This window comes from Burkholderia sp. Bp9099 (assembly GCF_003857805.1).
Taxonomy (GTDB): Bacteria; Pseudomonadota; Gammaproteobacteria; order Burkholderiales; family Burkholderiaceae; genus Burkholderia.
The window spans coordinates 14,595-38,296 of sequence record NZ_QTPU01000038.1; the positions used below are offsets into that span (position 1 = coordinate 14,595).

Annotated in this window: 21 protein-coding genes and 1 pseudogene; 13 read left to right on the plus strand and 9 right to left on the minus strand. The window is 68.6% G+C overall.

The genetic code is table 11. The features are described from left to right. The first annotated feature begins 5 nt into the window (after positions 1-5). Both DIE17_RS32050 and DIE17_RS32055 read left to right on the plus strand, forming a co-directional pair. Positions 6-836 (plus strand): molybdenum cofactor biosynthesis F family protein, encoded by an 831-nt coding sequence (locus tag DIE17_RS32050; protein ID WP_124668175.1) that lies wholly within the window; start codon positions 6-8, stop codon positions 834-836. Next, positions 836-1,645, plus strand: a complete 810-nt coding sequence (locus DIE17_RS32055) for an SDR family oxidoreductase (protein ID WP_124668174.1) — start codon at positions 836-838, stop codon at positions 1,643-1,645. Before DIE17_RS32050 ends, DIE17_RS32055 begins: the two co-directional genes overlap by 1 nt. A gap of 81 nt (positions 1,646-1,726) precedes the next feature. Here the strand turns inward: DIE17_RS32055 and DIE17_RS32060 are convergent, their stop codons facing one another. Next, positions 1,727-2,404 carry a dihydrodipicolinate reductase C-terminal domain-containing protein gene (locus tag DIE17_RS32060; RefSeq protein WP_124668165.1) on the minus strand — a complete coding sequence of 226 codons (678 nt, stop codon included), beginning with the start codon at positions 2,402-2,404 and terminating at the stop codon, positions 1,727-1,729. Positions 2,405-2,825: 421 nt separating this feature from the next. Here DIE17_RS32060 and DIE17_RS32065 point away from each other — a divergent pair, with 421 nt between their 5' ends. Further along, the gene (locus DIE17_RS32065) at positions 2,826-3,539 is read left to right on the plus strand and encodes an SDR family NAD(P)-dependent oxidoreductase (protein WP_124668164.1); all 714 of its coding nucleotides are present in this window, start codon (positions 2,826-2,828) and stop codon (positions 3,537-3,539) included. A gap of 88 nt (positions 3,540-3,627) precedes the next feature. On the opposite strand, the pseudogene DIE17_RS38130 reads toward DIE17_RS32065, so the two are convergent. Continuing rightward, a pseudogene (locus DIE17_RS38130) lies at positions 3,628-3,711 on the minus strand (RidA family protein); the annotation flags it as partial. A 105-nt stretch (positions 3,712-3,816) separates the two neighbouring features. On the opposite strand from DIE17_RS38130, the gene DIE17_RS32075 reads away from it, so the two are divergent. Beyond that, a complete protein-coding gene (locus DIE17_RS32075) occupies positions 3,817-4,014 on the plus strand; it encodes an oxidoreductase-like domain-containing protein (protein ID WP_409362714.1) in 198 nt (65 codons plus the stop codon). A 69-nt stretch (positions 4,015-4,083) separates the two neighbouring features. Here DIE17_RS32075 and DIE17_RS32080 read toward each other — a convergent pair whose 3' ends face one another. Continuing rightward, entirely contained in the window at positions 4,084-5,544 is a 1,461-nt protein-coding gene (locus DIE17_RS32080; RefSeq protein ID WP_124668162.1) for an MFS transporter, read from the minus strand. Between the two features lie 159 nt (positions 5,545-5,703). On the opposite strand from DIE17_RS32080, the gene DIE17_RS32085 reads away from it, so the two are divergent. The 3 genes from DIE17_RS32085 to DIE17_RS32095 are packed head-to-tail and all read left to right on the plus strand — an operon-like array spanning position 5,704 to position 7,249. Beyond that, entirely contained in the window at positions 5,704-6,576 is an 873-nt protein-coding gene (locus DIE17_RS32085) for a LysR family transcriptional regulator (RefSeq protein ID WP_044846723.1), read from the plus strand. Positions 6,577-6,635: 59 nt separating this feature from the next. Further along, positions 6,636-6,902: a hypothetical protein gene (locus tag DIE17_RS32090; RefSeq protein ID WP_124489059.1), complete on the plus strand. Its 267-nt coding sequence runs from the start codon at positions 6,636-6,638 to the stop codon at positions 6,900-6,902. A gap of 26 nt (positions 6,903-6,928) precedes the next feature. Next, positions 6,929-7,249: a hypothetical protein gene (locus tag DIE17_RS32095; RefSeq protein WP_124489058.1), complete on the plus strand. Its 321-nt coding sequence runs from the start codon at positions 6,929-6,931 to the stop codon at positions 7,247-7,249. Positions 7,250-7,291: 42 nt separating this feature from the next. On the opposite strand, the gene DIE17_RS32100 is transcribed toward DIE17_RS32095, so the two are convergent. Then, positions 7,292-8,191 carry a LysR family transcriptional regulator gene (locus DIE17_RS32100; RefSeq protein ID WP_124668161.1) on the minus strand — a complete coding sequence of 300 codons (900 nt, stop codon included), beginning with the start codon at positions 8,189-8,191 and terminating at the stop codon, positions 7,292-7,294. Positions 8,192-8,289: 98 nt separating this feature from the next. Here DIE17_RS32100 and DIE17_RS32105 point away from each other — a divergent pair, with 98 nt between their 5' ends. Next, positions 8,290-9,270: an NAD-dependent epimerase/dehydratase family protein gene (locus DIE17_RS32105; RefSeq protein WP_124668160.1), complete on the plus strand. Its 981-nt coding sequence runs from the start codon at positions 8,290-8,292 to the stop codon at positions 9,268-9,270. 76 nt (positions 9,271-9,346) lie between these two features. Here the strand turns inward: DIE17_RS32105 and DIE17_RS32110 are convergent, their stop codons facing one another. The 5 genes from DIE17_RS32110 to DIE17_RS32130 all read right to left on the minus strand — a co-directional run bounded on the left by DIE17_RS32110 (position 9,347) and on the right by DIE17_RS32130 (position 14,348). After that, positions 9,347-10,048 (minus strand): DUF2848 domain-containing protein, encoded by a 702-nt coding sequence (locus DIE17_RS32110; protein WP_124668159.1) that lies wholly within the window; start codon positions 10,046-10,048, stop codon positions 9,347-9,349. 49 nt (positions 10,049-10,097) lie between these two features. Next, complete coding sequence (locus DIE17_RS32115; protein ID WP_044846663.1) at positions 10,098-11,417, minus strand: MFS transporter; 1,320 nt, start codon at positions 11,415-11,417, stop codon at positions 10,098-10,100. A 90-nt stretch (positions 11,418-11,507) separates the two neighbouring features. Then, on the minus strand, positions 11,508-12,194 hold the full coding sequence (locus DIE17_RS32120) for a DUF4286 family protein (protein WP_124668158.1): 687 nt from the start codon (positions 12,192-12,194) through the stop codon (positions 11,508-11,510). 99 nt (positions 12,195-12,293) lie between these two features. Next, positions 12,294-13,334, minus strand: coding sequence for a LysR family transcriptional regulator (locus tag DIE17_RS32125; RefSeq protein WP_124668157.1), 1,041 nt, complete (start codon positions 13,332-13,334; stop codon positions 12,294-12,296). A gap of 222 nt (positions 13,335-13,556) precedes the next feature. Further along, positions 13,557-14,348 carry an SDR family NAD(P)-dependent oxidoreductase gene (locus tag DIE17_RS32130; protein WP_124668156.1) on the minus strand — a complete coding sequence of 264 codons (792 nt, stop codon included), beginning with the start codon at positions 14,346-14,348 and terminating at the stop codon, positions 13,557-13,559. 430 nt (positions 14,349-14,778) lie between these two features. On the opposite strand from DIE17_RS32130, the gene DIE17_RS32135 reads away from it, so the two are divergent. The 5 genes from DIE17_RS32135 (at position 14,779) to DIE17_RS32155 (ending at position 23,426) form a co-directional block, all read left to right on the plus strand. Continuing rightward, positions 14,779-16,923 (plus strand): hydantoinase/oxoprolinase family protein, encoded by a 2,145-nt coding sequence (locus DIE17_RS32135; RefSeq protein ID WP_185500298.1) that lies wholly within the window; start codon positions 14,779-14,781, stop codon positions 16,921-16,923. A gap of 11 nt (positions 16,924-16,934) precedes the next feature. Beyond that, positions 16,935-19,259 carry a hydantoinase B/oxoprolinase family protein gene (locus tag DIE17_RS32140; protein WP_124668155.1) on the plus strand — a complete coding sequence of 775 codons (2,325 nt, stop codon included), beginning with the start codon at positions 16,935-16,937 and terminating at the stop codon, positions 19,257-19,259. 40 nt (positions 19,260-19,299) lie between these two features. Beyond that, on the plus strand, positions 19,300-19,806 hold the full coding sequence (locus DIE17_RS32145) for an acetone carboxylase subunit gamma (RefSeq protein WP_034180969.1): 507 nt from the start codon (positions 19,300-19,302) through the stop codon (positions 19,804-19,806). Positions 19,807-20,154: 348 nt separating this feature from the next. Continuing rightward, positions 20,155-22,182, plus strand: coding sequence for a sigma-54-dependent Fis family transcriptional regulator (locus DIE17_RS32150; protein ID WP_260427349.1), 2,028 nt, complete (start codon positions 20,155-20,157; stop codon positions 22,180-22,182). 365 nt (positions 22,183-22,547) lie between these two features. Further along, positions 22,548-23,426: a neutral zinc metallopeptidase gene (locus tag DIE17_RS32155; protein WP_124489049.1), complete on the plus strand. Its 879-nt coding sequence runs from the start codon at positions 22,548-22,550 to the stop codon at positions 23,424-23,426. Positions 23,427-23,702: the final 276 nt, after the last annotated feature.

A 23,702-nucleotide genomic window follows, 5' to 3' on the forward strand; every position in this document is an offset into this window, starting at 1 on the left:
GGCAGGTGGAACGACAGGATCCGGTATTCATTCAGGTTGGCGCGCTCGCGGACGGCTTTGCGCCGGACGCGAACATCCTCACGCCCGTGAACGCGCTCGTCGGGCGGTCCCTGGCCCTTGGCGACGCAACGGGCGCATGGCGCGTCTATACGTTCGAGGCGGGTGCGCTGCAATGGCGCGATGCGGCGACCGACACGGGCGGCCGTGCGCCGTGCCGCGTCACGCGGCTGCGCGACGACCTGTACTTCGTCGACTACATCGATCCGGTGGCGCGCGCGACGTCCGTCAGCCTCGTGATTGACGTCGGCCGCGGCGTGTGGACGTCGGTGATCGGCACGCTGCCGACCGAGGCCGACACGCATGTCGACGCGTTCACGCGCGTTTCGCGCGGGTTGCCGCTGACGGGCGTCGACGCGGCATTCCGGCACGGCACGCTCGGCGGCCATGCGCAGCCGGGCCCGCTGCATGGGCCCACGCGCGAACTGATCGGCAAGCGGACGATGTATCGCTACAGCCCGACCGAATGCTACGAGCACATCTACCTGAACGAGAACTTCTACGCATGGCAGTGCCTGCAGGGCGTAGAAGGCGGGCTGGCGGACGTGGATCGCTGCCATTACTTCAGGATTGCCGATGAACTGTATCTGTTCGTGTGGCGCGAAAAGGTGGTGCCGACGCTCGGCGTCGTGCTGATCGACCTCGCGCAACGCAAGACGGACGGCAAGATCTTCGGCTATCAGGGCGGCGACTTCGGCACGTTGTCGAACTTCCCGGTCGGCGCGCATGCGCAGGTGCTGAACGAAACCGTGCATCCGCTCGGCGGCGAGGCGCAATGATGAGCGCCGTGCCGGGCAGCGCCCGCCTGCGTGCGGATTTCAGCGGACGCGTCGTGCTGGTCACGGGCGCCGCGCAGGGGATCGGCGCGGCAATCGCGCGCCGTTTCGCGGAATCCGATGCGTTCGTCGCGCTCGCCGATCTCAACGGCGATGCCGCCGCCGCGCAGGCGGACGCCCTTGCCAGTGCGGGCGGCGACGCGCGCGCGTATCGCGTCGACGCCGCGAGCCGCGACGAACTCGGCGCGCTCGTCGCGACGGTCGAGCGCGACGGCGGCCGGCTCGACGTCGTCGTTCACAACGCCGCGTACTTCCCGCTGACCCCGTTTGCGCAGATCGACGAGCCGATGCTCGAGCGCACGCTGTCGGTCAACCTGTCGGCGCTGTTCTGGCTCGCGCAGGCCGCGCTGCCGGCGTTCGAGCGTGCGGGAGCGGGGCGGCTGCTCGTCACGTCGTCGGTGACCGGGCCGCGCGTCGTCTATCCGGGGCTCGCGCACTACGCGGCGTCGAAGGCTGGCGTGAACGGCTTCATCCGTGCGGCGGCGCTCGAACTCGCGCGTCGCAACGTGACGGTCAACGGCGTCGAGCCGGGGATGATCCGCACGCCGGCCGCCGACAATCTCGGCGACGCGTCGGTCGCCGCGCAGATCGCGCGCGACATTCCGCTCGCGCGGATGGGCGAGCCGGAGGACGTCGCGAACGCGATGCTGTTTCTCGCGTCGGCCGATGCGGCGTACATCACCGGGCAGACGATCGTCGTCGACGGCGGCGCGACGCTGCCGGAGAGCGGGGCACTGCTGGGCGACGGGTAAGCGGCGCGTGAGCGATCGTGCGATCGCGGCCGTCGAATGTGCCGGCCGCGGTGTCGTCGGCCAAGCCGCGCACCGTCGCGCCTACAGCCAGCCGTTGCGGATGAACTCCACGATCGAGTATCGGCGGGGTTCGAGTTCGTGCCGCCGGACGGTCTCGACGATCCGCGACACGCCGTCCGCGTAAGGCGACGCGCCGTACACGCGCGATTCGAACTGCAGGCTGCATGCGCCATCCTCGATGCGGATCCGGTGGAACGCATGGCGGCCGAGCTGATCGTCGGGGATCTGCAGGGCGTCGCGCTGTTCGTCGGGGTCGCGCACGGAGCGGATGTCCTGCGCCGGCACGCCGAGCGACTGACCGATGCCGACCGCGGTGCCCGGCACGGACGTCTTGCTGGCCTGGTGCGACTCCGTCACGCTGATGCGGCAGTCGCGAAACAGATGGCCGCTGGTTTCCAGCATGCTCATGAACTTCAGCATCAGGATGTTCGTATTCGGACAAAGCACGACGGGAAAGTCGTGCGATCCGGTTTCGAGCTCGGAGCCGGTGGACAGCTCGACGAGCGGCGAGCCCGTTGCGCGGCAGAATTTGATCGCGGCAGGCAGCTCGCGGCCGGATCCGGCATGCACGACGATCGAACGCGTCTCGGTGCGTGCGGGGGCCGACCAGGCCGTCACGCGACAGGTTGCGGGGTCGAGCCGGTGCGAGCCGAGCAGTTCGGTTGCCAGCTTGCCGGTGCCAACGACGAGTACTTGCATGGGATAGACGGATTGAGGTTCGGGTTTCGTTACGGAAACGACGCGGGCCGATCAAGCACCCGGCGCGACCACGGGGCACCGCGCGGCGCACCGTGTTCGCGCATTATGCCCGGCCGTCGGCCGTCGGCCGTCCACCGTCCACCGTCCACCGTCCACCGTCCACCGTCCACCGTCCACCGTCCACCGCCCACCGCCCACCGCCTAACGCCTACCTCCTGCCGTCCACCGTCATGCGCGGTGCGCGCCTTCATGGCTGCGGATCAACCGAGCGGCTGCGTTGGCGGTGACGCATTTATCGCCGTGCGCACGCGGCATGAACGGCGCTACGCTGTCGAAACGGTGGCCACGCGCGTCCGTGTCGGTACCGGCATCGCCCCGAACCACGTATCATCCAACCCCCTCGACCCAGGAGAGCACATCGATGGAACACGACCTGAAAGGCAAGGCAGTCGCGATCACCGGCGGATTCGGCCATCTCGGCGTCGCCACGGCCGCCTGGCTCGGCCAGCGCGGCGCGCGCGTCGCGCTGATCGGCCGCGGCGCGGCGCCGGACGCGCGGGCGTTGCCCGGCGTGCCGGCCGATGCGCTGCGCATCGGCGGCATCGACCTCGTCGATCCGCAGGCGGCTGCGCGCGCCCTTGAAGCGGTGAATCGCGAATTCGGCCGGGTCGACGCGCTGCTGAACATCGCGGGCGCGTTCGTCTGGCAGACGATCGCCGACGGCGACGCGGCCACGTGGGACCGCATGTACGAACTGAACGTGAAGACGGCATTGAACGCGTCGAAGGCCGCGCTGCCGTATCTGGTGGCGAGCCCGGCCGGCCGCATCGTCAACATCGGCGCGGGCGCGGCGTTCAAGGCGGGCACCGGGATGGGTGCATATGCGGCCGCGAAGGCGGGCGTCGCGCGGCTCACCGAGGCGCTGGCGGCGGAACTGCTCGATCGCGGCGTGACCGTGAACGCGCTGCTGCCGAGCATCATCGACACGCCGCCGAACCGTGCGGACATGCCGGATGCGGATTTCACGCGCTGGGTCCGGCCCGAGCAGCTGGCGGCGACGATCGGGTTCCTGCTGTCGCCCGACGCGCAGGCGATCACCGGCGCATCGATTCCGGTGAGCGGTCGCGTGGCGTAGTCGGGAGCGGGTTATCGCACTCGAGTGCGACGTCGGGGCATGCGAAATCGCGCACGCGGGATTTCCGCGATCGCCGCGATTTCGATCGGATCCCGCCGTCGCCCTGGACCCCGGCCATCGAGAGGGCGCCGAATGGCGCCCGGCGTTCCGGCGGATTCACTGCTTCGGCCACGGCGCGATTCCTGTCGGTGCGGGATGCGCGGCTGCGTCCGGTGCGTGCCTGCATGCCGCCGACCATCACCGTATACTGGGCGTTCCGCACCATATGACTGAAGCCGTGACCAAGCCTGCCTCCGCGGATGCGCTCGCCGACGATCCGCGTCCGACCCCGCCCGAACAACCCGAACTGGAAGACTGCTGCAACAGCGGCTGCTCGCCGTGCGTGTTCGACCTGTACGACGAAGCGCTGGCGCGCTATCGCGTCGAGCTGGCCGAATGGGAAGCACGGCACGCGCAATTCAAGCATCACCAGTGAGCCCGCCGCCGGCAAGCGGGCGCGCATGCCGCGATTCGCTGCCGGCGAGGGCTTCCCTGGCCGGCGTCGTCACGCGATGGTGCGCCCCCGCCGATGCATCGGCCCCAATGCGGCCGACAACGCGACGCACGCCAGCAGTACGGCCGCCAGCGCCCACATCGCCGTCCTGAACCCCTGCACGTAGTCGAGCGCACGCGGCTGCGCGCCGAGCCGCGCGAAGAATAGCCCGCCCAGCGTCGCGGCGCCGACGGCCGCGCCGATCTGCAGCATCGCGGTGACCATGCCGGATGCGACCCCGGCGCGCGCCGCGTCGACTTCCGCGAGCACGATCCGCACGACCGACGGCAGCACGAGGCCTTGCCCGATGCCGATCGCCGCGATGCCCGCGTAAAAGCCCGGGCCGGGCGCATGATCGCCGGCCAGCGCGGCGGCGGTCGCGACGCCGGCCGCGAGCATCGCGAAGCCGAGCGTGAGCACGCGATAGCCGCCGAACCGCTCGACGAGACGCGGCATCAGCAGTGGGCTCGCGAGAAAGCCGATGCCGAGCGGCAGGATCGCGAGCCCCGACGCGAGCGGCGACCAGTTCAGGCAGCCTTGCAGATAGATGCCGTAGCTCAGGAAGAACGCGCTCAGCATGTAGAACAGGAACGCGAGCGTGAGCCCGAGCGCGACGACCGGATTGCGCAGCAGGCGCACGTCGAGCAGCGGGTCGCGGCCGCCGGCGAGCCGGCGCGCTTCGACCGCCAGCAGCGCGCCGAGCATCGGCAGCGCACCGACGACGCACGCGATCATCCACAGCGGCCAGTCCGCCTCGCGTCCGTGCGTGAGCGGATAGACGAGCATCAGCAGGAACAGCGACAGCAGCACCGTGCCGGGCACGTCGATGCGCTGGCCGCGCGGCGGCCGGCTTTCCGGGATGAAGCGCCAGCTGCCGAGCAGCGCAAGGATGCCGATCGGCACGTTGACCAGGAAGATCGCGCGCCAGCCGAGCCCGAACGGATGCAGGTCGATCAGCGCGCCGCCGCCGAGCTGGCCGATCACGGCCGCGAGGCCGAACACGAAACCGTAGAAGCCCATCACGCGCACCTGCTCCTGCGGGCTGAACACGCTGCGGATCGTCGCGAGCACCTGCGGCGCGAGGATCGCGGCGAACAGGCCCTGCAGCACGCGGCCGCCGACCAGCACCGCGCCGCTGCCGGCGAGCCCGCACAGCGCCGACGCGACGACGAACCCGGCCATCCCGATCATGAACATCCGCTTGCGGCCGTACAGGTCGCCGAGACGCCCGCCGGTGATCTGCACGACCGCGTTCGCGCACGCGTAGGCCGACACGACGAGCTGCAGCTCGGCCGGCCGCGCGCCGATGCCGTCGCGGATGGCCGGCAGCGCGAGATTCACGATGAAGTAGTCGAGCGGCGGCAGAATGGCGCCGACCAGCAGGACCACGAGCGCCCAGCCGTGATGGCTGCGCGGCGGTGCCGCGGCAGCCGCGCCGGCCGGCGCGCAACGGGCGAGGGTGTTGTCGGTCATGAAAGGAAATCCGGAAGAATGGTGGCCGCAACGCATGCCGAATCCCGTGGAAACGGGTTCGGCGGGCCGTTGAACCGATATTCTGCGGACCGCCGATGAATCGGAAAAGCGGGAATTGGTGGTAGCATCCATCGGGTTATTCGATGGATGGAGGGTGCGATGCGCGGTTTCGACCTGGATCAGTTACGCACGTTCGCGGCGGTGGCGGATGCGGGCAGCCTTACGGCGGCCGCGCCGCTGCTGCATCTGTCACAGTCGACGGTCAGCGAGCAGGTGCGCAAGCTCGAGTCGCGCGCCGGCGTGCCGCTGTTCGTGCGCAGCAAGCGCGGCGTCGAGCCGACGCCGGCCGGCGCGCGCCTGCTGCAGCATGCGCGGCGCATCGTCGCGCTGAACGAGGCCGCGTTCGACGAAGTGCGCGGACAGGCGATCAAGGGCGAATTGCGCGTCGCGATCACCGACTACTACCGGACGCATGAAGTCGCGGGCCTGCTCGCGCGGTTGCGGGAGTGCTACCCGCAACTGAGCCTGCACGTGAGCGCGATGAAGAGCGCGGAGATCGAAGCTGCCCATGCGCGCGGGCAGATCGATCTTGGCGTCGTGATGAACCTGTCGAGCGGCCCGTTCCGGCCCGCGTCGGCCGATACGCGCTGGGTGCTGCGGCGCGAGCCGCTGTCGTGGGTCACGTCGCCCGCGCTCGCCGAGCAGTTGCCCGAGCCGTTGCCGCTCGTGCTGCTGCCGGACGACTGCATGATGCATCAGATCGCGGTGCGCTCGCTCGACGAGCAGCACGCGCCGTACGTGCTCGTGCACAGCGCGTCGGGCGTCGCGGGGCTGCAGTCGATGCTGGCGGCGGGGCTCGGCGTCGGCTGCCTGTGCGCGTCGGCGATCGGCGAGGGCCTCGTGCGGCTCGGCGCGAAATACCGGCTGCCGACGCTGCCCGACGCGGTGTTCTCGCTGACGCCGCCGATGCCGGGCGAGCGCGAGACGGTCACGCAGGCGCGCGAGGTGCTGTCGCGGCAGTTGCTGATGTAAAGCGTGAAGCACGCATGCGCGTCGGCGCAGCGGCACGTATTCGACGGGAGTCGGTACCGATGAAAATATCGAGAGATTTCGGGATCGTCGTTCGACGCGCGGCGCTGGTCGAGAAAGACGTCGACCTGTCCGCGCTCATGCGCGAATTCAATTTCGCCGACTGTTTCGACGAATCGGACCGGCTGGTGTCGCTCGGCCCGTTCTTCGGCGGCGACGCCGCCGATGCGTGCATGAGGTCGCTCGAACGGCGCGGGCTGGTCTACTTCGACGATTTCTTCATCGTCGAGCAAACGTATCCCGGTTGGTGCGAGCTGGAAGCGTTCTGAACGTTGCGTAGCAGGGGGCGATACGCATGAACGACGAACTGAAAAGCGAGATGGCCGCGCGGTTGGCGCACGCGCTCGAGCGGGTGATCGACGAGCGCTCGCTGATCCGTTTCCTGCGCGTGCTCGGCCATGACTGGCACAAGGAGCGTCAGCTCGAGGCCGACTTGCCGCCGGCGCCGTATGCGGCCGCCGCGCTCGGCTGGGAAAACCGCTCGATCGGCGAGTACCTGGAGGCGATGGTCGACTGGGCCGAGGCGTCCGAGGAGGGGCTGCGCTGCTACGACCTGCCCGACAACCCGTGGCGGCGCATGGCCGACATCCTGTTCGCCGGCAAGATCCACGAATAGCGCGCGCCGTGGCGATTCGCGCGTGCGGCGGCCGGGAACGGCCTAGTCGGCCGTCCCTTCGGCATACGCACGCAGCCCGTTCGCCAGCGCATCGAACACGGCCCGGCAACGCGGGCTCGTCCGCAGATCCTCGTGCATGACCATCCAGGTTTCCAGTTTCGTCGCGGGCCCGTCCGGCAGCACGCGCACGAGCCGTGCATCGCGCTGCGCGAGCCGGTTCTGGCAGAAGCCGATCCCGTAGCCCGCGCGAATCATCGCGAGCTGCGCGAGATTGCTGTCGGTGCGCAGCGCGAACGCATCGCGGTTCCACAGCGGCATCCCGCGCCCCGCCGCGCGGATGAACGGCGTGACCGTATCGAAGCCGATCAGCGCGTGATGGGCGAGTTCGTCCGTCGATGACGGCGTACCGTTGCGCGCCAGGTAGTCGTCGCGCGCATGCAGCCCGACTTCCAGCTCGCCGATGCGCCGCGCGACGAGCGCCTCCTGCGCGGGCGGCGCCATCCGCACCGCGATGTCGGCCTCGCGATTCAGGACGTCCTGGATGCGGTCGGTCGGCACCAGTTCGATCACGAGCCCCGGATGCTCACGCCGCAACTGCGCGAGCATCGGCGGCAGCACCTCCACCGCGATCACGTCGCTGGCCGAGATCCGCACGGTGCCGCGCACGCCCGCGCCGTGGCTCGCGGCCGCGCGCTCGAACGCGGCCGCCGCGCTGCGCAGCGCCTCGGCATGGCCGCGCAGCGCCAGGGCCGCCTCGGTCGGCAGCAGCCCCGACGGCGAGCGCGTGAACAGCGTCTGGCCGAACGCGGCTTCGAGCGCCGCGACGTGGCGGCCGGCCGTCGGCTGCGTGATGCCGAGCGTGCGCGCCGCGCCCGACAGCGAGCCTTCCGTCAGCACGGCGAGGAAGGTGCGGTAGCGTTCCCAGTTCAGATCGATGGCCATGCATAAATGTATAGCCGATGCATCGGGTTAGGCAATTCCTTGTTAGGCGGCCTCGCGCCAGAATGGGTGCTGACACGGTTCATTCACGGAGAACGGCAATGACGGCGAACGCAGGCGGGACGCAACGACAGGCACTCGTGCTCGGCGCGAGCGGAGGTATCGGCGGCGAGGTCGCGCGTCAGTTGCGCGATGCCGGCTGGCAGGTGCGCGCGCTCAAGCGCGGGCTCGACGCCGAGACGGTGGAGCGCGACGGGATCGCGTGGCTGCGCGGCGACGCGCTCGACCGCGAGGCGGTGGTTCGCGCGGCGCGCGGCTGCAGCGTGATCGTGCATGCGGTGAATCCGCCCGGCTACCGGAACTGGTCGACGCAGGTGCTGCCGATGCTCGACAACACGATCGCGGCGGCGACGCTGGCGCAGGCGACCGTCGTGCTGCCGGGGACGGTCTACAACTATGGCCCCGACGCGTTTCCGGTGCTGCGCGAAGAGGCGCCGCAGCATCCGGTGACGCGCAAGGGCGCGATCCGCGTCGAGATGGAGCGGCGGTTGCAGGCGGCGACCGCGCAGGGCGTCCGGACGATCATCGTGCGGGCCGGCGATTTCTTCGGGGCGCACGCCGGCAACAACTGGTTCGGGCAGGCGCTCGTCAAGGCCGGGCGGCCCGTCGCGGCCATCAGCGTGCCGGGCCGGCCGGGCGTCGGCCATCAATGGGCGTACCTTCCGGACGTCGCGCGCACGATGGTCGAACTGCTCGAGCGGCGCGACACGCTGGCGCCGTTCGCGCGCTTCCACTTCGGCGGTCACTGGGACGCGGACGGCACGCAGATGGCGCAGGCCGTACGCCGCGTCGCGCAGCGTCACGGGATGCGGCCGACGGTGCGGCGTTTCCCGTGGTGGCTCGTGTGGGGCGCGGCGCCGTTCGTCACGACGATGCGCGAGATGCTCGAGATGCGCTATCTGTGGCGCGAGCCGCTCCGGATGGACAACGCGCGGGTGACGGCGGTGCTGGGCCGCGAGCCGGTGACGCCGCTCGATACGGCGGTGGAGGCGACGCTGGCCGGGCTGGGCTGCTTGCGATGACGGCGAGCGCTCAAGGCGGGTGACGGGGCCGCGTGCGGGTCATGTTCTTTATTGCCTGCGCACCCGCCGCCGTCCTTTACGCGACAACCGGCAATACCTCGACCTCGTATCGGTGCCGCAGGCTGCGCCCGAGCACCGGATCGTGGAGTTCCATCTCGAACGCGTCACCGTCGCCCATCGCCGCGATCGCGCCGTGTACGGCGACCGTGCCGCCGAACATCGCGCAGCGCGCGGGCATCGTGCGCCGATCGTCGAAGCGGTGCCACAGCGCGGCGGGCGCAAGCAGCCCGCTGACCGCGCCGTGCTGATACGCGATGCGGCTGCCGCCGGGTTTGATCCACCACGAACGCATCTCGATCGCGTCCCAATGATCGGCGACGTCCGCATGACGCCACGCCTCGCGGCCGAGCGGTTTCGCGCACACCTGTTTCGACACCGCGACGCCGTAGGCCTCGACTTCCCGATCCGTATGATCGGAGCCGACCGTCACCAGCGTGCCGACCGGGCTGTCGATCAGCACGCACTCGATCTCGCCGCCCGAGCGTGCGCCGAGCACGCCGATCGACGGCGCCTGCGTGAGCAGCGCGGACGACACGCGATAGAAACACGGCGTGGCCGACGGCGGCGCGACGCCGAGCGCCGCGAGTTCGTCGATGTGCGCGCGGATCGCTTCCGGATCGCGGCCAGCCCAGCCGGCGATCACGACACGTTCGATCTCGACGTCGACCTGGGCGGGCGCGCCTTGCAGGGACATCACGTTGAACGACAGGGCTTGCATGCGGGTATCCGTTCGAAGTGCGAATGAGTGAAACGACCGGCGGGGATGTTCAATCCGCGAGCGGCCGGTGCGCGGTCTCGCGCGCGGCCAGCAGCGCGATCGACGTGACGACGAGCGCCGCGGTGACGTACAGCGACACGGCCGTCGTCGTGCCCGTCTGGCGGAACAGCGTGGCGATCACGAGCGGTGCGAAGCCGCCGCCGGCGATGCCGGCGAGCGTGTAGGCCAGCGACGAGCCCGCATAACGCACGCGGGTCGGGAACTGTTCGGTGACGAACGCGCCTTGCGGACCGTACATCACCGCATGGATCACGAGGCCGATCGCAACCGCCGCGACGATCGCGCCCGGCCGCGCCGAATCGAGCATCGCGAAGAACACGAACGCCCATACGATCCCGGCGATCGCGCCGGCGAGGTATACCGGACGGCGTCCGAAGCGGTCCGACAGCGCGCCGAAGAACGGCACCGCGAGCGCGTTGCAGGCCGTGCCGATCATCACGGCCGTCAGCGCGACCGGGCGCGACAGGTGCAGCACGGTCGTCACGTAGGTCAGCGTGAACACGACGATCAGCGCGTACAGCACGTCGGAGCCGATCCGCGAGCCGCCGGCGATCAGCAGGCGCCGCCAGTGACACTTCAGCACTTCGGCGACAGGCACGTCGGCGGTCGCGTGCGATTCGGCGAGCTGCTCGAACTGCGGCGTTTCGTCGACGCCGCGCCGCAGCCAGAAACCGAATACGACGAGCAGCGCGCTGGCCGCGAACGGCACGCGCCAGCCCCACGACAGGAAGGCGTCGGACGTGGTGGAGAGCGTCACGAGCGCGATGCAGCCGGTGCCGAGCAGCGTGCCGAACGACGGGCCGATCTGCGTCCACGACGCGGACAGTCCGCGCCGTTTCTGGTCGCCGTGCTCGACCGACAGCAGCACCGCGCCGGCCCATTCTCCGCCGAGCGCGACACCCTGCACGAAGCGCAGCGCGACGAGCAGGATCGGGCTCAGGATGCCGGCCTGCGCATAGGTCGGCAGCGCACCCATCAGCGCGGTCGTGACACCCATCAGCACGAGCGTGAGCATCAGCACCGCGCGGCGGCCGATGCGGTCGCCGAGGTTGCCGAACACGAAGCCGCCGAGCGGACGCGACACGTAGCCGACCGCATAGGTCGAGAACGCGAGGATCGTGCCGGCCAGCGGATCGACCGACGGAAAGAACAGGTGGTTGAAGACGAGCGCGGCGAGCGTGTTGTAGATCGTGAAGTCGTACCACTCGAGCGACGTGCCGATCATGCTCGCGGTCGCGAGTCGGCTGTTGCGGACGCGGCGGGGCGCGTGGGCGGCGGGCTGGGCGAGAGTGCTCATGGTGTCGGGCATGTCGTGAAGAAGGACGGGGGTGACGCGCGGGGACCGATGCGCGGGCCGCGTGTGGATCACGGACGGCGCGGCCGGTGGCGGCGTCGGCGTTCAGGCCGGCAACGCGGCGGCGGCCGGTTTTGCTTGGGCGTCGCGACCGGCGGCCGGCAGCGGCGCGGCGGCGCGCCACAGCAGGTCGAAGGTGCGCACGTCGTCGTGACCGGCGATCGCGGCGGCGACGCGGCGCGTGGCCGCGGCATCGCTGCCCTCGATCAGCACGAGCGCGTCGGCGGCCGGACGCGCGGCCGCATCGGCGCCGATCGGCGCGGACAGGTCCGGCGCGGTGCGGAACAGCCGGGCCGCGTGGATGCCGGGTTCGTGCAGCGCCGCGTCGAAGCGCTCGCGCAGGTGCGGCACGTCGACGCGCTCCGGCGGTAGCACGAACAGCGCGAGATGCATGCCTTCGCCGTCGCCGGCCTCGATCGTCAGGTCGCCGACCCGCCGCTGCGTGCCCGTCATCCGTTCGAAGTTCGCGAGCGACCACGCGGTCTGCTGCGTGAACGCGCGCCGGTACGCGTCGCTATGGAATACGTCGAGCGTGTCCGTCACGTACAGCGCGAGGTACTTGCGCGGGCCGCCGTCGGTCGCGCGAAACCGCCGCGCATGCGTGAAGCCGGGAATCGCGACACGCTCCTGCATGTGCTCGCGGTCGTACCACGCGTTGAAATCGGCTTCGTGTGCGGGATCGATGTCCGTCCAGACGCAGAGCTGGCCGTGCGGAAGGGAAAGGCGGGACATGGCGGGTTCCTTGTGACGGGGTGTGTCAGGAACCGCAGTGTCCCGAAGACGGGCCGCACCCGTCCAACAAGAAAACAAATTCGCGGTGAACAGGTTTTCTTATGAGCGGCGCGGGCGGCGTTTCGCCGGGGTGGCGGGCGACGCGGATTGGGGCGTGCGTTTTGCTGACGCGGGTCGGGCTTTTTTCGCCGAGCGGGCGGGGGACTTGTCGACGATGTCGGTCTCGGCCTTTGCCGATGCGGCGGGCTTCGCATGACTGGAAGCCGCCGGCATCGCGCGCGCGACTTCGCTCGCCAGTTCCGCGATGCGCGCGGCGACCGGCAGCCCCTGCGTGCGATACGACGCGACGAGTGGCAGCGCGGGGAATTCGGGTTCGACGTCGAGCAGTTCGAGCGCGCCTTCCTGCAGTTCGCGCCCGATGATCGCAGGCGGCAGCGCGGCCACGCCGAAACCGTCGGCGACGAGCCGGATCATCGCGGCGACCGACGTGATGCAGTTGATGCTGGCCGGCCGCTCGACGGCCGCGAACAGCCGCTCGATCGTCGCGTGCGGGCCCGAGTGGCGCGAGAAGCTGATGATCGGGTACGCGGCAAGCCGCGCGACGTCGAGCCGTTCGCCGCCGAGCCCGAGACGCGGGCTCGCCGCCCAGCGTACCGGGAATTCGCACAGCGGCAGGTTCGTGAAGTCGGGGCCCGGCACCGGGTCGGTCTGCAGGATCAGGTCGACGCCGTCGGTGCTCAGCAGGCGGATCAGGTGCAGTGTCGTGTCGCTGGTGATCTCGACGTCGAGGCGCGGATAGCGCTCGCGCAATTGCGCCATCAGTGCCGGAAACCAGCTGTGCACGATCGACTCGATCACGCCGATCCGGATCAGCCCCGCGTCGCTCGCTGCGTCGATGTCGCGCCGCATCTCGCTGTCGAGCCGCACGATGCGTTCCGCGTACGCGAGCATGCGCCGCCCCGCGGGCGTGAGCGTCGCCGAACGCGTGTTGCGGTCGAACAGCCGCACGTCGAACGCTTCTTCCAGCGACGCGATGCGGCTCGACACGGCCGCCTGCGTCGTGTGCAGTTTCTCGGCCGTGAGCCGGAAGTTCTCCAGCTTCGCGAGCCAGACGAAGGTTTCAAGAAACCGGATGTTCATCGAATGCCGATCGGTGAGGCAGTGCCGCGCAGGGGCGGCGGGATCGGTCGATGTTAGCGGATTTCCGGGGCGGGAAGCGCGCGCGGCGTGGTGCATGCGCCGGGCGAAGGGACGGGCGGTCGCGTGCCGGCGGGCGAGCGCGGCCGCCCGTCACGATGCGCGCGCGGGCGATGCGTCCCCGTGCAGTGAAGATGCGTGGTGCGGGCGGCGTATCCCCATGCATCAAAGCGTGTCGAATGCGAGGGTCGGCACGTCGACGACCGTTGCGCCGCCGTCGGCGACGAGCGTCGCGCCCGTTACGAACGACGCATCCGGTGATGCCAGGAATGCGCATACGGCCGCGATCTCGTCCGGATCGGCCGCGCGCCGCAGCGGCACGTCGGCGCTCACGCGGGCATACGCACCGTCGAGCGTGTCGCCGTATGCGGACATCAGCGGTTCCATTTCCGCATCGGCCATCGGCGTGCGGACCCAGCCCGGGCACACAGCGTTCGCGCGCACGCCGTGCGGCCCGTAGTCGCGTGCCAGCGATCGCGCGAGCCCGAGCAGAGCATGCTTGCCGACCGTATAGCCGCATACGCCGGGCCCGGCCGCGAGCGCGGCGATCGACGCGACCAGCACGATGCTGCCGCGCTGCGCGATCAGGTCGGGCAGGCACGCGCGTGCGCTGACGAACGCGGTGTCGAGGTTCGCATGCAGCGCGTCGCGCCATTGCGCGTCGTCGGTTTCGTCCGCGCGGCCGAGACCGTGGCCGCCCGCGCACGCGACGAGCGCATCGACGGGGCCGAACCGCCCGGCGATCTCCGGCACGAAGCGGGCCCAGTCGGCCGTGCTCGCGGCGTCGCCGGCGAGCGCGAGACCGCCCGTCTCGGCGGCGAGCGCGTCGAGCGGCGCGCGGCGCCGCCCGATCAGCACGACGTGATCGCCGCGGGCGGCGAAGCGGCGCGCGCACGCGGCGCCGATGCCGGTGCCGGCGCCGGTGAGCACGATCGTGCGGGGTTGCGGGTGCGTCATGTCGTTCTCCGGAAGGGGGGCGTTCCGGTCACTTTAGGCGGCACGGATGAACGCCGGTATCAGCCGAAAGGATGAACGTGAATGAGGGGCGATGGCCGGCGATGACGTAACGCCGCACGGCGAGGCGCCCGCGTTTCTGCCGTTCCGGATCCGGGGGCGAGCGTGCACCCGCCCGCCGGGGGGGCGACTGATATTCGGACGCCTGACCAGTCCGGAATCCGGACGTCCCAAGGCGAATCGCCTACCCGAAGCAACCCGCTCCATCCGATGGGCGCCCCGCCTGGCTTGACCGGGGCGCGCCGACCGGCCGGATCCACCGAATGGCACGGTTGTTGCCTCCTTGCAGATGAGCCGGCGCCCGGGATCGAACGATGACCCCGTTCGAACCGGAGCGCGGCTCATCACGACTTCAATCATTGGAGACATCACCATGGAAGGACTTTCGCAAGTCCAGGTCTTGGGCATCGACGCGGGCGGCACGATGACCGACACCTTCTTCGTGCGCGAGGACGGACGGTTTGTCGTCGGCAAGGCGCAAAGCAATCCGGAGGATGAATCACTCGCGATCTTCAACTCGTCGCAGGACGCGCTCGCGCATTGGCAACGCGACGTCGACGACGTCTATCCGGAACTGGTCACCTGCGTGTATTCCGGCACTGCGATGCTCAACCGCGTCGTGCAGCGCAAGGGGCTCGACGTCGGGTTGCTCGTCAACAAGGGCTTCGAGCACGTGCACCTGATGGGGCGGGCGATCCAGAGCTACCTCGGGTACGCGCTCGAAGAGCGCATCCACCTGAATACGCACCGCTACGACGAGCCGCTCGTGCCGTTGTCGCGAACGCGCGGCGTCACCGAGCGTACGGACGTCCAGGGCGAGATCGTGATTCCGCTGCGGGAAAACGAAGTGCGGCAGGCTACGCGGGAGCTCGTCGCCGCCGGTGCGAAAGCGATCGTCATCTGTTTTCTTCAGTCGCACAAGAACGCCGCGAGCGAGCGCCAGGCGCGGGACATCGTGCGCGACGAGCTGGCTGCGCGCGGCGTCGATCTCCCGGTGTTCGCATCGGTCGACTACTACCCGCAGCGCAAGGAAAGCCACCGGATGAACACGACGGTGCTCGAAGCGTATGCGGCCGAGCCGTCGCGGCAGACGCTCAGGAAAGTCAGCGACCGCTTCCGCAAGCACGGCGCGAAATTCGACCTGCGCGTGATGGCGACGCACGGCGGCACGATCAGCTGGAAAGCGAAGGAACTGGCGCGCACGATCGTGTCGGGGCCGATCGGCGGCGTGATCGGCTCGAAGCTCCTCGGCGAGGCGCTCGGCTACGACAACATCGCATGCTCGGACATCGGCGGAACGTCGTTCGACATGGCGCTCATCACGAAAGGCAAATTCGCAATTGCGTCCGACCCGGACATGGCACGCCTGGTGCTGTCGCTGCCGCTCGTCACGATGGATTCGGTCGGCGCGGGCGCCGGCAGCTTCGTGCGGCTCGATCCGTACAGCGGGGCCATCAAGCTCGGGCCGGACAGTGCCGGCTATCGCGTCGGCACGTGCTGGCCCGACAGCGGCCTGACGACGGTGTCCGTATCCGATTGCCACGTCGTGCTCGGCTACCTGAACCCGGACAACTTCCTCGGCGGCCAGATCAAGCTCGACGTGAATCGCGCCCGCGAGCACATTCGCGTGCAGATCGCCGAGCCGCTCGGACTCTCCGTGGAGGATGCTGCGGCCGGCGTGATCGAGCTGCTCGACCTGCAACTGCGCGAATACCTGCGCTCGAACGTCAGCGCGAAAGGGTACAACCCGACCGAATTCGTGTGCTTCTCGTATGGCGGCGCGGGGCCGGTTCATACCTATGGCTACACCGAGGGCCTCGGCTTCAAGGATGTCGTCGTGCCGGCGTGGGCGGCGGGCTTCTCGGCATTCGGCTGCGCGTGCGCGGATTTCGAGTATCGCTACGACAAGAGCGTCGATCTCGCGCTGCCGCAGCTCGCGTCCGACGCCGAGAAGGCGCAGGCCGCGCAGACGATCCAGAAAGCCTGGGCCGAACTGACCGCCAAGGTGATCGACGAGTTTCGCATCAACGGTTTCGGCGAGCGGGACGTGATATTGCGGCCGGGCTTCCGGATGCAGTACATGGGCCAGCTCAACGACCTCGAAATCGAATCGCCGATCGCGGGCGCGTCCGGTGCGGACGACTGGGACAAGATCGTGACGGCCTTCGAAGAGACCTACGGCCGCGTGTACGCGAGCTCCGCGCGCTCGCCGGAGCTGGGTTTCTCGGTCACGGGCGCGATCATGCGCGGCATGGTCGTCACGCAGAAGCCGGTATTGCCGGAAGACGCCATTGCCGGCCCCACGCCGCCGGCGGACGCGCGTATCGGCACGCGGCGTCTGTATCGGCACAAGCAGTGGCATGACGCGGTGATCTGGCGAATGGAGTCGCTCAAGCCGGGCAACGAGATCGCGGGGCCCGCGATCATCGAATCCGACGCGACGACGTTCGTCGTCCCGAAGGGCTTCGCCACCACGCTCGACAAGCACCGCCTCTTCCATCTCAGCGAAGTCAAGTAAGGAGACATGCGATGAACATGATGTCCAGCCAGGAAGTCGGCTTCGCCGATCTGCTGAAGAACGGCCAGACGCTCAAGCAGTTTCGCGACGGCATTCTCGAGCGCACCGCGCAAACCGGCCATTACAACGGGCTCGAACGGCTCGAGCTGCGCGAGCGCGATCCGATCCGCTACGAGAAGATCTTCTCGAAGCTGCGCGGCGGCCTCGTGCATGCGCGCGAAACGGCCAAGAAGATTGCCGCGAGCCCGATCGTCGAGCAGGAAGGGGAGCTGTGCTTCACGCTCTACAACGCGGCGGGCGATTGCGTGCTCACGTCGACCGGAATCATCATCCACGTCGGCACGATGGGCGCGGCGATCAAGTACATGATCGAAAACAACTGGGAAGCCAATCCGGGCATTCAGCCCGGCGACATGTTCACCAACAACGACTGCTCGATCGGCAACGTCCACCCGTGCGACATCGCAACGATCGTGCCGATTTTCGCGCACGGCAAGCTGGTCGGGTGGGTTGGCGGCGTCACGCACGTGATCGATACCGGCGCGGTGACGCCGGGCTCGATGTCGACGGGCCAGGTGCAGCGTTTCGGCGACGGCTACATGATTACGTGCCGTAAGACAGGGGTGAACGACACGCCGCTGCGCGACTGGCTGCACGAGAGCCAGCGCTCGGTTCGCACGCCGAAGTACTGGATTCTCGACGAGCGCACGCGCATCGCCGGCTGCCACATGATCCGTGATCTGATCGAGGAAGTGATCGACGAGGAGGGCCTCGACGCCTACGAGAAATTCGGCTTCGAGGTGATCGAGGAAGGACGGCGCGGGTTGCAGACGCGCCTCAAGGCGATGACGCTGCCGGGCAAGTATCGCAAGGTCGCGTTCGTCGACGTGCCGTACGACCATCCGGACGTGCAGACGTCGTCGGCGTTTGCGAAGCTCGACTCGATCATGCACTCGCCGGTCGAGATGGAGATCCGCAAGGACGGCTCGTGGCGTCTCGATTTCGAAGGCGCGAGCCGCTGGGGCTGGCACTCGTACAACGCGCACCAGGTCGCGTTCACGAGCGGCATCTGGGTGATGATGACGCAGACGCTGGTGCCGACGCAGCGCATCAACGACGGCGCGTATTTCGGCACCGAATTTCACCTGCCCAAGGGCGCGTGGATGAACCCGGACGACCGCCGCACCGGACACGCTTACGCGTGGCACTTCCTGGTGTCGGGCTGGAGCGCGATGTGGCGCGCCCTGTCGCAGGCGTACTTCAGCCGCGGCTATCTCGAGGAAGTCAACGCGGGGAACGCCAACACGTCGAACTGGCTGCAGGGCGGCGGGATCAACCAGGACGGCGACATCCATGCGGTGAACAGCTTCGAGGCGTCGTCGTGCGGCACCGGCGCGTGCGCGATCAAGGACGGTCTGAATCACGCGGCCGCGATCTGGAACCCCGAAGGCGACATGGGCGACATCGAGATCTGGGAGATGGCCGAGCCGCTGCTGTACCTCGGCCGCAACGTGAAGTCGAATTCGGGCGGCTACGGCAAGTACCGCGGCGGTTGCGGATTCGAGACGCTGCGCATGGTCTGGAAGGCGCAGGACTGGACGATGTTCTTCATGGGCAACGGCTACATGAACAGCGACTGGGGCCTGATGGGCGGCTACCCGCCCGCCACCGGCTATCGCTTCGAAGCGCATCGCACGGGCATCGAGGAGCGCATCGCGCTCGGCGAGAGCCTGCCGCTCGGCGGCGATACGAATCCGGACCTGCCGGATTACGAAAACCACCTGAACGCCGGCGCGGTCGTCAAGCGCGACCAGCAATGCATGACCACGGAGGACTGCTACAGCAACTACGATCTCTACCTGAACTATCTGCGCGGCGGCCCCGGCTTCGGCGATCCGCTCGACCGCGAGATCGACGCGATCGAACGCGATCTCAACAACGCGGTGCTGCTGCCCGAATACGCGCAGAAGGTCTATGGGGCGGTCGCGACGCGGGATGCCAACGGCATCTGGACGGTCGATCCGCAAGCGACCGCGCTGCGGCGCATCGAGATCCGCAACGCGCGGCTCGCGCGCTCGCAACCGACCCGCGAATGGATGAAGGGCGAGCGCGAGCGGATCCTGCTCAAGCATGCATCGACGCAGGTGCGGCACATGTTCGCGACGAGCTTCGGCCTGTCGACGAAATTCGAGCAGCAGTTCCGCGCGTTCTGGGAGTTGCCGGACACGTGGACGCTCACCGAGGACGAGCTCGACGTGCCGACCTACGGCTCGAAATTCCGCATGGACCTGTCGAAGATGCCCGACGTCAATACGGTGGTGCTGGTCGAGGAGTGAGCCGGACCCTGCGCACTATCACCCACATGGAGGACTGGAGATGTCTACCTACACCAAGGAACAGATCAGGAACATGGTCGACGGCAAGCTCGACTGGGACACCACGTTGCGCATGCTGTCGATGCCGAAGGACGGCGAGCGCTTCCGGATGTACGTCGATGCGCTGCAGCAGAAGCTCGGCTGGAAGGACCGCATCGTGTTGCCGCTCGGCCCGCACCTGTACATCGTGCAGCAATGGGCGACGAAGCACTGGGTCACGCAATGCGACTGCGGCCATGTGTTCTGCGATTACCGCGACAACTGGAAACTGCACGCGAACATCTTCGTGCGCGAATCCGAAGAGGCGATGGACGAGGTCTACCCACGCTTGATGGCGCCCGACACGCAATGGCAGGTCTATCGCGAATACTACTGCCCGACCTGCGGCGCGATGCACGACGTCGAGGCGCCTACGCCGTGGTACCCGGTCATTCACGACTTCGAACCCGACATCGATGCGTTCTACGCGGAATGGGTGAAGCTGCCGGTTCCGGAGCGCGTGCAATGATCTGACGTTTGACGCTGTCCGCGTGGCTCGGCGTTCGCCGGCCTCGCTTCGGCTTCGTTCGCGGAAAGTGTTCGATTTCCGGCCGTTCGATTTTCGAACGGCCGGTTTCTTTTCGGCCACCGGTTCTCGACGGCGTGCCGAGCCGCGCGACGACGTGCGGGCGACCGCTTGCTGGCGCGCGCATTGCTTGCAGTGATTGGTGTCCGGACGGACGTCGAGGCGCCGGGACGGAGTACGATAGTCGCTACGCTCGCCGCCGGCTGCGGTCGGGCGCCCCACAAAGTCGACAAAATGGCCGCTGAGACGGCCGTGCGGTTGGTGCCGTCACGACACCGCCAGGAGACAGACATGCAACAGAGAGGCACGCCGATGGACTGGTTTCCCAGTCCACGCCATGACGCGAGCATCATGGCCGCATGGGAGCATCTGGTGACAGGCAGCGAGTGGCGTTCGCCCGACGTACGCGGCGTGGTCGACGATTCGTGGCAGCGCTGTCTCGTCAGTCGCGTCGATCCCGGCGTCGACCGTGCGCCGCCGCCGCTCGATGAAGACGGGCTCGTGCAGTGGCGCACGTCGAACCGTCGCCTCGTCGATGCGAGCCTGCCGCTGATGCAGCACACCCGGGATTTTCTTTCGCAGACGGGTACGGTAATGCTGCTGGCCGATCCGAGCGGGATGATCCTCCAGCAGGAGGGCGACATGCGGATCGTCGAGCCTGCGCGCGAGGTCGGCCTCATTCCGGGCTGCGAGTGGACCGAGCTGAATTGCGGCACCAATGCGATCGGCACCGCGCTCGCGCTCAGGCAGCCGGTCCAGATCCATGGCGCGGAGCACTTCTGCGCGGGCATCAAGCGCTGGACCTGCTCGGCGACCGTCATCCAGGATCCGCGCGACGGGCACGTATTGGGCGTGATCGACATTTCGGGGCTCGCGCAGACCTACAACCCATACAGCCTTGCGCTCGCGGTATCGCTTGCGGGCCGCATCGAAAGCCGGCTCGCGAAGGAGGGCATGGCGCGCCGTCTGAGCCTGCTCGACCGCTGCGCGTCACGCTTCGGTGCGTCTTCCTCCGATGCGGTGATCGTCGTCGACGAACGCGGCCGACTCGTCAAGGCCAACGCGCAGGTCGTTCCGGTGTTGCGCCGGCTCGGATTCGATATCCGGTGCGACGCGGCGTTCGCGCTGCCCGAACTCGAGCACTACGCGGGCGACGGCCGCCTGTCGGCGAGTGCGCCGGCATGGCTGTCGCGCAGCCACATCGAAACCGTGCGTGACGGTGCGGACGTGCTCGGCTACATGATCGTGACGCCGGGCATCACGAATCCCCGCGGCGCCGTTCCGATCGCGCGCGGACGGGAACGGCACGGCGGTGAGCCGCGAGGGTTCGAGCGTATCGTCGGCGACAGCGCCGCATTGCGGGCGGCCGTGAATCGTGCGCGCCAGCTCGCGCCGTCCAGGGTGCCGGTGCTGCTGCTTGGCGAAACCGGCGTCGGCAAGGAACTGTTCGCGCAGGGTATCCACCAGGCGAGCGATCGCGCCGACGGTCCGTTCGTTGCGCTCAACTGCGGTGGGTTGTCGAGAGACCTCCTGGCCAGCGAGTTGTTCGGCTACGCGGAAGGCGCATTTACCGGCGCACGCAAGTCCGGTGCGGCGGGCAAGATCGAAGCGGCCGATGGCGGCACGCTGTTTCTCGACGAGATCGGGGAAATGCCGCTCGATATCCAGCCGCACCTGCTGCGCGTGCTGGAGGAGAGCGAAATCTATCGCCTGGGCGAGAACACGCCGCGCAGGGTGAATTTCCGGCTGGTCGCGGCGACGCACCGGGATCTGAAGGACGCAGTCGCGAAAGGCCGGTTCCGGATGGATCTGTACTACCGGATCGCGGTCACGACCGTGTCGATTCCGAACTTGCGCGAGCGCGGCGAGGACCTGCCGGCGCTGATTGCGCATTGGCTCGGGCATCTATGCGAGTCGTATGGCCTCTCCCCGAGGTCGTTCGACGACGATGCGTATGCACGCCTGTTGCGCTATCCGTGGCCCGGCAATGTGCGCGAGCTGCGGAACGCGATCGAGGGGGCGCTGCTGCTGTCGGACAGCCCGGTGATAAAGGCCGACAAGTTGCCTGCCGAGATCGGCGCGGGGGCGCCGATCGATGCATGCGCCGCGCGGGCCGTCGACGCGCTCGCGCCGGATGCGGGCGACTCGTTGAAGATGGCCGAGGCGGAATCGATCCGTCGCGCGCTTGCGCGTCATGCCGGCAATCTGACGAAGGCAGCGAGTCAGCTCGGCATCGCGAAGAGCACGCTCTATGAAAAGATCCGCAAGTACCGCTTGCTCGAAGCAGTGAGCGACGTTCGTCGAGGTCACGCGAAGTAAGTCGCGGCAGGCCTGGCCGGGCGGCAGACGGGCAAGCCTGGTTCTTCCGCCGGTCATCTCGTCCTCCCGGGCCGCACGCGCCGTCATTTTGCAAAGAATGACGATGTCGCCGGTCCGGTCGCTCTATGCTCCTTATTTTGCGATAAGACGCCAAGGTCGGCAAAATGGCGCGTGCGCCAGCCTGTCGTCCGGGTGCCGCGTGCGTCGTGTAACGGCGGGGCGGCGCGGGACTGGATGGTGCCGCGCCACTGACCGGGCGGTGCCGCCGTGCGATGGCGCGCCGGACGCTGCACGTCGCAACGGGAATCAATCGTCTGCCGGGGGCTGTCCGGTCAGCACAACGACAAGGAAGGGAGGGGCCGGCAATGAGGCTGGACGACGAAAGAGAAAGCGTGAACGTCGAGGATCGACGCGGTGGCGGCGGGTTCGGCGGCGGGCGTGCGACGATCGGCATCGGCACGATCGTGGTCGCGCTGGCCGCATCGTATTTCTTCGGGATCGACCCGCGCGTCGTGCTCGAAGGCGCATCGGCGCTGCAGGGCCGCCAGCAGCAGGCGCAGCCCGCGCCCACGCAGCACCAGGGCGCGCCGGCGAACGATCCCGGCGCGGTATTTACGCGCAAGGTGCTCGGCAATATCGAGCGCACGTGGACGGGCGTCTTCAACACCCAGTTGCATGCGCAGTACGAGGCGCCGAAGCTCGTGATGTTCACGAACTCGACGCCGACCGCGTGCGGCACCGGCCAGACCGCGATGGGGCCGTTCTACTGTCCGGGCGATCGCAACGTGTACATCGATCTCGGCTTCTACGACGAACTGCGCAAGCGCTTCGGCGCGGGCGGCGATTTCGCGCAGGCCTACGTGATCGCGCATGAAGTCGGCCATCACGTGCAGAACCTGCTCGGCATTTCCGACAAGGTCGATGCCGCGCGCCGCCGTTCGAGCGAAGCGCGCTCGAACGCGCTGTCGGTGCGGATGGAGCTGCAGGCCGACTGTTTCGCCGGCGTGTGGGCGAACAACGCGCAGCGCGCGAACCAGCGGCTGATGGAGCCCGGCGATTTCGAGCAGGGGCTGAAGGCGGCGGCTGCGATCGGCGACGATCGGCTGCAGCAGCAAGGCCAGGGCTATGTCGTGCCGGAGAGCTTCACGCACGGCACCAGCGAGCAGCGCGTGTACTGGCTGCGGCGCGGGATGGAGTCGGGTGAAGTAAGCGCCTGCGACACGTTCGCCGCGAACGCGCACTGACGCAGACCCTGACTGACCGGGCGCGGCGCACACGCTGCCGCACCGCCGTTTCGCGGCTGCGCGTGCGGCCGCTCCGCGCATTTCGCTGATCATTCCGATCATGCTCGATCGGCGCGCGCGATGTCTCGCGTCACTCTCGACGTCCATTCTCGACTGCACGGCTTGCGGCGCATGCCTACGCGACGCGGATTCTGTCGTCGGGTCGCCGCCGGCGCGTGCGATGACTCGCGTCACCCTCGACAGCCATCATCGTCCGAACGGCTCGCGGCGCAAGAC